This is a genomic window from Chitinophaga sp. (genome assembly GCF_035761305.1).
Taxonomy (GTDB): domain Bacteria; phylum Bacteroidota; class Bacteroidia; order Chitinophagales; family Chitinophagaceae; genus Chitinophaga.
In genome coordinates this window covers 1-9458 of the sequence record NZ_DASTRI010000119.1, presented here as the reverse complement: position 1 = coordinate 9458, position 9458 = coordinate 1, and the positions used below count along the sequence as shown (strand labels likewise).

7 protein-coding genes are annotated in these 9458 nt (G+C 52.7%); all 7 read left to right on the top strand.

Annotated elements, in window-relative coordinates; all coding sequences use genetic code 11:
• A partial coding sequence (locus tag VFS25_RS10235; RefSeq protein ID WP_326462039.1) for a DUF4466 family protein occupies nucleotides 1-909 on the top strand: 909 nt, incomplete at its 5' end.
• Nucleotides 910-1031: 122 nt separating this feature from the next.
• Nucleotides 1032-3092 (top strand): right-handed parallel beta-helix repeat-containing protein, encoded by a 2061-nt coding sequence (locus tag VFS25_RS10230; protein WP_326462038.1) that lies wholly within the window; start codon nucleotides 1032-1034, stop codon nucleotides 3090-3092.
• Nucleotides 3093-3124: 32 nt separating this feature from the next.
• A complete protein-coding gene (locus VFS25_RS10225; RefSeq protein ID WP_326462037.1) occupies nucleotides 3125-4993 on the top strand; it encodes a heparinase II/III domain-containing protein in 1869 nt (622 codons plus the stop codon).
• Between the two features lie 40 nt (nucleotides 4994-5033).
• Nucleotides 5034-6986 carry a heparinase II/III domain-containing protein gene (locus VFS25_RS10220; RefSeq protein ID WP_326462036.1) on the top strand — a complete coding sequence of 651 codons (1953 nt, stop codon included), beginning with the start codon at nucleotides 5034-5036 and terminating at the stop codon, nucleotides 6984-6986.
• A 277-nt stretch (nucleotides 6987-7263) separates the two neighbouring features.
• A complete protein-coding gene (locus tag VFS25_RS10215) occupies nucleotides 7264-7767 on the top strand; it encodes a hypothetical protein (RefSeq protein ID WP_326462035.1) in 504 nt (167 codons plus the stop codon).
• Between the two features lie 384 nt (nucleotides 7768-8151).
• The gene (locus VFS25_RS10210; protein WP_326462034.1) at nucleotides 8152-8943 is read left to right on the top strand and encodes an NEW3 domain-containing protein; all 792 of its coding nucleotides are present in this window, start codon (nucleotides 8152-8154) and stop codon (nucleotides 8941-8943) included.
• Nucleotides 8944-8949: 6 nt separating this feature from the next.
• Nucleotides 8950-9458: ABC transporter ATP-binding protein (locus tag VFS25_RS10205; RefSeq protein ID WP_326462033.1), on the top strand; the 509-nt coding region annotated here is incomplete at its 3' end.

The following is a 9458-nucleotide window of genomic DNA, read 5'->3' as shown; positions in this document are numbered from 1 at the left end:
GCCCTTCCCACAGCAAAGAACGAGCTGCAGAACGATTGCATTAAACGCACCCTGGGGCCTAACCTGGTAGGCCAGAACATTGAGTTTGCCTATGCCATGGCCCTGCCGCCGGAGAAAGGAAAGCTGGTTTCGGCACAGGTGGAAGCATCTATTGCCGGCGCGCCGCAAACCTGGCTGCAGAACAATTCGTTTTACACCAACGGCAGCGGCGTAGACGTACCTGTTGAAGTAGGCGACCCTTCGGTAAACGAAGGCGCTGTAACAAAGGTCACATTCAACAAAGACACCAGCGCCGCCACCCTGCGTTATTACTACTACATTCCTGAAGAAGCGCGGGGCAAAACCGTGAAGTTCACCTTCTCCGCCAAAAGCAGCAACGGTGAAACCGTTACCTATTCAATGGGCCCTTATACCATTGCCAAAATGGATATGAAGCTGGATATTCCTGTAACAGACGGGGACAACTGTTTTATTTCCATTGCAGATATGGCGGCCTATAACAACGCAGACGCCACTGCCAACCCGGCTAAGGTAGACCTGGTGTACCTGTACCGCTCCATACCTAACATAACGTTTAAACATTCGCTGGTAGCGCCGGCAGCCGACAAGCAATACCTGCCCGATGTGGCGCTGCCCGCAGGCGCCGCCAACAACACGAAGATCAGCAAGGTGTGGAACCTGCAGGACTATAACCTGGCACGCCTGCAATACGGCATTTACATTGACGACCTGGATTTTGAAAAGCTGGATATATCCAACGCGCCCAACTTTGCCATTAACCTGAAAGCAGAAGCAGGCGCCTGGGTAGAAACCGCCGACGGCAAATACCGGGCTTATATTTATATCAACAAAGCCAATGACGGCAGCAAAAGCGCCGTTATCAGCATGAAGCGGTATACGCTTAAATAAGCATGTAAAATCATAAATCTAAAATGTAAAATGTAAAAGTCATTCCACTTTTACATTTTACATTTAAAATTTTACATTTTAGATTTTACATTCCTTCTCCTGCCTAAACCCATTGATGTGAAATGAAGAAACTTTTTACAAGGCTGCTGGCATTTGCCGCAGCAGGAATTATCAGCATTTTCTCCTCCTCTGCTGCATTTGCGCAACAGTTTGTGCACCCGGGATTAAACCAATCGGCCAAAGACCTGGCCTATATGAAAAGCCTGGTACAGCAGGGGCAGGAGCCCTGGAAAAGCGCTTTTGAAAGACTAAAGGCATCCATTAACCTGGACACTAACATACAGGCTTACACGCATATTATGCGCGGGCCGTATGGGAAGCCCAATATTGGCGGCAACGAGCTTTCGAAAAGCGCCGGACTGGCGTATGACTGCGCACTGGTATGGTACATTACCGGCGATAAACAGTATGCCCGCAAAGCCATTGCATTGCTCAATGCCTGGCCCGGCACGCTGTGGGATTTTGATTATAACGACGCCAAGCTGCTGGCCGCCTGGACCGGCCATGTGCTTTGCAATGCCGCGGAGCTGCTGCGTTACAGCAATGCAGGCTGGCAGCCTGAAGATATTGACCGGTTTACCGGCATGCTCATGGAAGTGTATTATCCATTGCTGCGTTTTTATTACCCGCAGGCCAATGGCAACTGGGATGGCGCCATTATACACTCCATCCTGTCCATTGCCATTTTTATGGGCAACCGCGCCATGTACAATAATGCGGTAGATCATTTTTTACACGGTCCGGTGAACGGCAGCATTTTCAAATACATTTTCCCAACCGGCCAGTGCCAGGAAAGTATGCGCGACCAGGGGCATGTGCAGCTGGGGTTAGGCGAGTTTGCCGGCGCAGCACAGGTAGCCTGGACGCAGGGCACAGACCTGTTTTCCATTGGCGACAACCGCATTGCCCGGGGATTTGAATACACGGCAGACTTCCTGCTGGGCGGGCAGCCCTACTGTTACGGCCCCATTTCCCAGCGCGCCAAACAATTAAGGGATGATTACGAATATGTGTACCGTCATTATACGGCGCAGGGCGTGTACCTGCCCCATGTAAAACAGGCAGCCGACGCTGTGCGGCCCAAGGCCACGCGCAGCGTGCTAACCGCGGTAAGAGCGCCTTTGCGCAAACCGGCGGGCAAGCCCGATACATTGCTGGCCGGTACCGGGCATATTGCCGGTGCAGGCGCACCCACAACAACCGCAATACCTGCAGATGCTGTTTTTGTAACACCGGAACAATCGCTGCAGGAGGCGCTGGATAAAGCGGCCGGCGCCAACCACTGGGTAGTAGCGCGCAAAGGCATCCATAAGCTGCCGGCCACCCTGAAAATACCTTCAGGCGTTACCCTGGCAGGCGAAGGCATTGAAACCGTGCTGTTCCTGGACCCTGCTGCCGGCATGCGCGATGCTGTTGTAAATGCAGCAGACGACCTGCATGATGTTACCATCCGCGACCTTGTAATTGAGGGCGCTGTGAACACCGACCCGGGTACAGACCCCAACGGCAACCGCTCTTTCCGGAACAAAGGCAACCGCGGCGGCATTATATTCCGCTCCGAAGCGCCGGGAAAAATGCAGCATCTCCGCTTTATCAATCTTACCGTACAAAACTGCACCTACAACGGGATATTCGTAAGCGGCGCAGCCGGCGTTGAAGTAAATAACTGCAACCTTAACGAGAACGGATCGAGCGTGGTGCCCGGCCCCATGCTGCAGCACAACCTGCTTTTAACCCATTGCAGCAATGTGAGCATCCGCAGCAGCCGCCTGGACACGTCGCCTTACGGCAGCGGCGTGGCGGTTGACCAGTGCCGGGATGTGAATATTGACAGCTGTGAAATAGCGCGCAACGCCTACTATGGTGTATTAATAGCTACCTGCAGCAATGTTACCGTAAAAGACTGCCTGGTAGAAGGCAATGACCGGAGCGGCATTATGCTGGAGTTCCTGCACCGGGGAACAACGCATGCCAGCATCCGCAATAACCGTGTACGTTATAACGGCGAATATGGCGTAGCTTCCTATGCAGCCGTAAACACGGAGGTAACGCACAACAGCTATGCAGGCAACAGGAAAGCGCCTGAAAACATCAGCAGCGAAAAACACATCATCCTGCAATAGCTAATTCATTCAGCAACCAAACAACTTCTTATATGCGTAATTTGTTACTTGCCCTGGGGCTGCTATGCTGCGTGTGCTGCACATTACCTGCAGCGGCAGTGCCTCCCGGCGATACCCTGTTATCAGGCCTGCGGAAAGGGCATCCCCGTTTAATAGCCACTGATGCCGACTTCAAAAGGGTGGCGGCAGAAAAGGAAACAGACGATTATGTAAAAAGCGCCTTCAGCAGCATTTACGGGAAAGGGGAAAAAATGCTGGCAGAACCGCCATCCATATACGAAATACCGGATGGCAAACGGCTGCTGGCTACCAGCCGCCGGTTGGTGGAGCGCACATCTACCCTGGCATTCCTGTACCGTATTACCGGGGAAAAGCGTTTTGCGGAACGCGCCTGGCAGGAGCTGTATGCCGCTTCCCGCTTTCCTGACTGGAACCCCAGCCATTTCCTGGACGTAGGTGAAATGACTTTTGCCTTTGCGCTGGGGTACGACTGGCTGTATGACTACTGGAACAAAGACCAGAAAAAGATCATCAAATCCGCCATTATGGATAAAGGGCTTTCCCGCGCGCTGCTGGCCTACGAAGGACTGTCTACGCGGGATAACGGCTGGTGGATAAACGTACCGCATAACTGGAACCAGGTATGCAACGGCGGTATTGGCGTTGGCGCATTGGCCATTGCCGATGAAGAGCCGGCGCTGTCGGCCGCCATCCTGCATCATGTGCTGGAGCACCTGCCCACCGCCATGCAGCACTTTGCACCGGATGGCGCCTGGAACGAAGGCCCCGGCTACTGGAACTATGCCACCAGCTACAACGTGTACATTATTGCTTCGCTGCAAAGCGCGCTGGGAAAAGATTTCGGTTTATCGGCCACAGAAGGCTTTTCAAAAACAGGCCTTTTCCCGTTATACCTTAACAGCCCGCTAAACATGTCATTCAACTACGCCGATGGCGGCGCACACGCTATACAGGGCGCGCAGCTTTTCTGGTTTGCCAAACAGTTTAACCAGCCGGATGCAGCCGCCTACCTTTACAGCTTTAAACCTGCCAACCCGTTTGCGCTGCTGTGGTACGATGCCGGCCTTGCCCAAACAAAGCCGCAGCTGCAGCCCGACCGTTATTTCCGGGAGGCGGAAGTAGCCACCCTGCGCAGCAAATGGAACGATCCCAATGCCACCTTTGTGGCATTCAAGGCCGGTGATAATAAAGCCAATCACAGCCATCTTGACCTGGGCAGCTTTATACTGGATACACAGGGAGAAAGGTGGATCATAGACCTTGGCGCAGACGACTACAACATACCCGGCTACTTCAACACCGGCTCACAGCGGTGGACGTATTACCGCACCCGTGCCGAAGGGCATAACACGCTGGTAATAAACCCGGGCAAAGCCCCCGACCAGGACCCGCGCGCCAGCGCGCAGATAGGGCAGTTCAACAGCAATGCAGCAGGCGCCTATGGTATCATGGACCTCTCCCCTGCCTACAAGGCGGCAGCAGGCGCTGTAAAACGCGGCATTGCGCTGGTAAGAAAAAGCAATGCCGTAGTAATACAGGATGAAATAAAAGTGCCGCAGTCTTCGGATATTTACTGGTTTGCCCATACGAATGCCGCTGTTACATTAAACGCCGGCAAAAAAACCGCTACACTGAGCCAGCATGGCAAAAAGCTGGTGGCTACGCTGGTAGCTCCTGCCAACGCCACCTTCAGCGTAGCGCCGGCAACACCGCTGCCTTCATCCCCGCAACCCGCGGAAAACAACCCGAATAAAGGCGTTAGCAAGCTAAGCGTGCACATACCCACTGCAACGGCTACACGGATTGTGGTAGTGTTTCATCCCGAAGGCGCTCCGGCCGGCAACACCTTTACCCAGCCGCTTGAAAAGTGGGGGCGTTAAGGCGCACATTATTTTTTAACTCACGGAAACGCAAACAGATATGAGAAAGATATTCCCTGCCATATGCATGCTGCTTATTATCCACGGCTCACTGCATGCGCAGCAACATTTGTTAAGCGGTAAATACACAAAGGCGCAGCTGGCTGGTCTGCTAATACCGCAGGCCAGCTGGCGGCCTTTTCCCAAGCCTGCCGACCGTGCTGCCTGGAGCCGCTCCGATACCGCCGCCGGCCATGCGCTGATAAAAAGGGCAGAAGGCTACCTGCACTTTGAGTGGCCCGGCATACCGGCTGTTAAATCGCTGCTGATTGTACGCAACGGCAACCGCAGCGAATACCAGGATATTGCCAACAGAAAGCGGGCCGCGCTGGCCACGCTGCTGATGGCTGAGGTATATGAGAACAAAGGCCGGTTTATAGATGATATTATAAACGGGGTATGGTCTATCTGCGAAGAGTCTTTCTGGGGCGCATCGGCACACCTGCCGCATACAAAAGAATACGCGGGGCTGATGGATGTTTCACAACCCTTTGTAGAGCTATTCTCCGCGGAAACAGCCACCCTGCTGGCCTGGGTGGATTATTTTGTGGGCGATAAGCTGGACGCTGTTTCGCCGCAGGTGCGCAAAAGGATTTATTATGAAACCAACCACCGTATTTTTCAGCCGTTAATGACCAAACACCATGGGTGGATGAGCTCAAATGCCAATGGCAGAAGACCCAATAACTGGAACCCCTGGATATGTTCCAACTGGTTAAACTCCGTGCTGTTGCTGGAAAAGAACGACAGCGCCCGTACAGCCGCTGTTTACAAGCTGCTGGGGGTGCTGGATAATTTCCTGGACCCCTACCCTGCCGACGGCGGCTGTGATGAAGGCCCGGGTTACTGGGGCGCGGCAGCGGCATCGCTGTACGACAATATTGCCATGCTGAACCTGGCCACCAATAATGCTTTCACCTATGCATTCCGTGATGGGAAGGTACGCAACATGGGCGCCTACATTTACCGCGCGCAGATCAGCGAGCGTTACTTCCTTGACTTTGCAGACGCAGACCCGCAGCCAGGCATGGCCGGCAGCATGATTTACCGCTTTGGCAAGGACATTAACGATCCTGATATGATGCGCTTTGGCGCCTACTACATTGGCAACCGCCCGAAAGGTACGCTGGGCAATTACCAGTTTTTCCGGAACCTGTATGCGCTGTTTATGGAAGATGAATTTGCGCATGCGGAAAAAGGCCTGCCCCTGCCGGCGGATTACTGGTGGCCCGACCTGCAGGTAATGATTGCGCGCGACCACGCAGGCAGCACCGCCGGCTACTATGTAGCTGCCAAAGGCGGTAATAACGATGAAAGCCATAACCATAACGATATTGGTAACTATATCGTATACTACGACGGGCTGCCGGTGATCATAGATGTAGGGCGCGGTACCTATACCGCCAAAACCTTCAGCGGCAGGCGGTACGACATCTGGTTCAACTGCTCCGACTATCATAACACGGCTACCGTTAACGGCCAAACGCAGCCGCCGGGCGCACGTTTCAGGGCCAGCGATGTAAGCCATAGCACAGGCCGCGGCTACAGCCGTATGTCGCTGGATATTGCCGGCGCCTACCCGCAGCAGGCCGGCATTAACAGCTGGCACAGGACCATTCAGCTGAACAAAGGCAAAAATGTACAGGTAGAAGATGCCATACAGCTGCAGAAAGCCGGCTCCCTCACCGAGCACCTGATGACCTGCTACCCTGCTGAAGTAAAGCAGCCGGGCGTGCTGGTGATCCACGGCCGGGATAAAAACGGCAGCGTCAGGGACTTTTATGTGCGCTACCCTGCAAAGCTGCTGACTGCCGCCGTTGAAAAAGTGCCCCTGGTAAACATGGAAGATGAAGGCGTGAAACAGAAATGGGGCGATAATATTTACAGGATCAATTTTAAAGCACAGGATATTGCCGCAAAAAGCACGCTCAAATTTGTGATTGCGGATAAGTAAATAACGGCAATGTATGGCGGCGCAGCTCATGCGAACTGCGGCGAACCCGTCACCCGTTAAATGAACCATGCGCCATCTGCGTTGCCAGGTGTTTATAAGCGCAATGCCCGCTGCATGAGCAATCAATCGGGGCAGAAAGGCTGTGCCGGGAAACCGGTGCGGCCTTTTTTTGCAGGCGCTGCTGCCTGTACATGTTGCAATGTGGCAGGCCTTATGATTTTACATTTTTCCGGGCCCGCTGTATTTTAGTATTTTGTGTTCCGGTACATCTTATACAATGCAGCACGAACCGTCTATCTTTGACAAGGAATTTTTACAGGAGGCATTTGTACGCCGCCGGCGGCTAATGCCGTTAGCCCTGAAAATATATGTGTGGTTTTATATTATCGTAGGAGCTTATACATTATTGAGCGCGCTTGCCGGTGTGCTGCGTCAATACCTGGATGCCGGCATGAGGGAATATTTGTTCACAAATAATGCTATCCTGGTGTTTGCGTTTTGCAGCGTTTTGCTGGCCGGGCTGCGTGTCCTGTCAAACATCTTTATCTGGGTAGAGAAGAAAACAGCTATCCGGTTTACGTTAATAGTAGTGGTGGTACAATTAGTATCTACCATTGTCAGTATGATCTACATTCGTATGCTGCTGGGAAAATTCCTTACGCTTAAAATAGAAATTGCATACGCTGTGCTGGAAATTCCATATGTTTTGATGCTGCTGAAGATAAAAAAAGCATGGGAAACAACCGCTGTCTCCGGGAAAGAGTTGAACCGGCAGCTTTAACCCACTTGTATTTGCAGCTGCTCTTACCCCGCATGTTGCAGCTTTGCTTTATTGCACGCCGCGTTTGCCGGCCATTCACAGGCTGCTCCCTGGCCCATGCCAGCGCCCCTATTGCGTTTACATATAGTTAACTTTTCCAGATAAATTACATCCTCATTCCCCGCTTTCCAAAATTTTCACAATTTATTAGCAAATGGTTTGAAATTTGACTACTAATTTGCTCACCGTTCTGAATGAACGCTACTGCTGTATGGAAAAGTAAATAGCTGTTATTCTCATAAAGGATATAATCATTATTTATTCAATTCTATGATAGCGATGTCGACTACTAAAAAACTGTATCAGCGACTGGTTTCGCTGCGTCCACAATTTCTTCTTCTCTTTTTGCTGTTATTGATTTTGTCCGGCCGCCAGGTGGCAGCGCAAACAGGCAGCCGCTCAGGCCCTGCCTTTACCGCAAGGCTCATGAACCTGGAAAACGCCGCCAACACCACGTTCACCTACAACGCGCAGTTACGCAATGCAGCTCCCGTACCACGTATTTTTGAGCTTTCCGGTACGGTGCCCGAAGGCTGGAACCTTGCCTTTAAGGTGGAAGGCATGCAGGTAACTTCCATTAACATCGACTCCGGCAGAACACAGTCCATCCAGGTAGAGATCACGCCTGCGCAGGAAACCAAGCCGGGGAAGTATAAGGTTCCCGTGGTGGCGGTAACCGGCATGGACTCGTCCAAACTAAACCTGGAAGCAGTGGTGAAAGGCACTTATGGCATTCAGCTAACCACGCCCACCGGCAGGCTGAGTGATGATGTAACGGAAGGACGCCATAAAGAAATTCACCTGGTAGCCAAAAACACCGGCACCATTGCATTAGGCAACCTGAGCCTCTCGGCCCAAACGCCCAACGGATGGGAAGCCACCTTTACGCCGGCCACCATTACACAGCTGGCGCCGGGTAAGGAAGTGGATGTAACCGCCAACCTGCATGTGCCCGACAAAACCATTGCGGGCGACTACGTGACCAACTTTACGGTGCGGAACACCAACGCCAATGCCACCGCGGCATTCCGCATGACCGTAAAAACCTCCGCGCTGGCGGGGTGGATAGGCATACTGGTGATACTGCTGGCGCTGGGAGCCGTTTATTACCTTATCCGTAAATATGGCAGGAGGTAACCGACTATGGAACAACCAATCATCGAGATGCATGGGCTCACCAAGCGCTATGGTTCATTGAAAGCAGTGGATGATCTGCACCTGACCATTCAGCAGGGAGAGATCTTTGGCCTGCTGGGACCTAACGGCGCCGGTAAATCCACCACTATCCTGATGCTGCTGGGGCTAACCGAACCTACTGCGGGCGAAGCGCACATCTGCGGGCTGAATGCATCGCGCAACCCGCTTTATGTAAAACAGAAGGTAGGCTACATGCCGGACAACGTAGGTTTTTACAACGACCTTACCGCGCTGGAAAATCTTGTATATATAGCACGGCTGAACGGCATTCCTGAAAAGGATGTGAAGGCCCGCGCAGCCGACATGCTGCGGGAGGTGGGCCTGGAAAACGCCATCCATAAAAAGGCAGGCACCTTTTCACGCGGCATGAAGCAACGTTTAGGCCTTGCCGATGTGCTCATCAAGCAACCGGAAGTGATTATACTGGATGAACCTACGCTGGGCATAGACCCCGC

What these genes read in the sequence shown, in the direction of transcription:
- VFS25_RS10220 (WP_326462036.1), top strand. Translation starts at nt 5,034, where the DNA reads ATGAGAAAGATATTCCCTGCCATATGCATGCTGCTTATTATCCACGGC.
- VFS25_RS10230 (WP_326462038.1), top strand. Translation starts at nt 1,032, where the DNA reads ATGAAGAAACTTTTTACAAGGCTGCTGGCATTTGCCGCAGCAGGAATT.
- VFS25_RS10215 (WP_326462035.1), top strand. Translation starts at nt 7,264, where the DNA reads ATGCAGCACGAACCGTCTATCTTTGACAAGGAATTTTTACAGGAGGCA.
- VFS25_RS10225 (WP_326462037.1), top strand. Translation starts at nt 3,125, where the DNA reads ATGCGTAATTTGTTACTTGCCCTGGGGCTGCTATGCTGCGTGTGCTGC.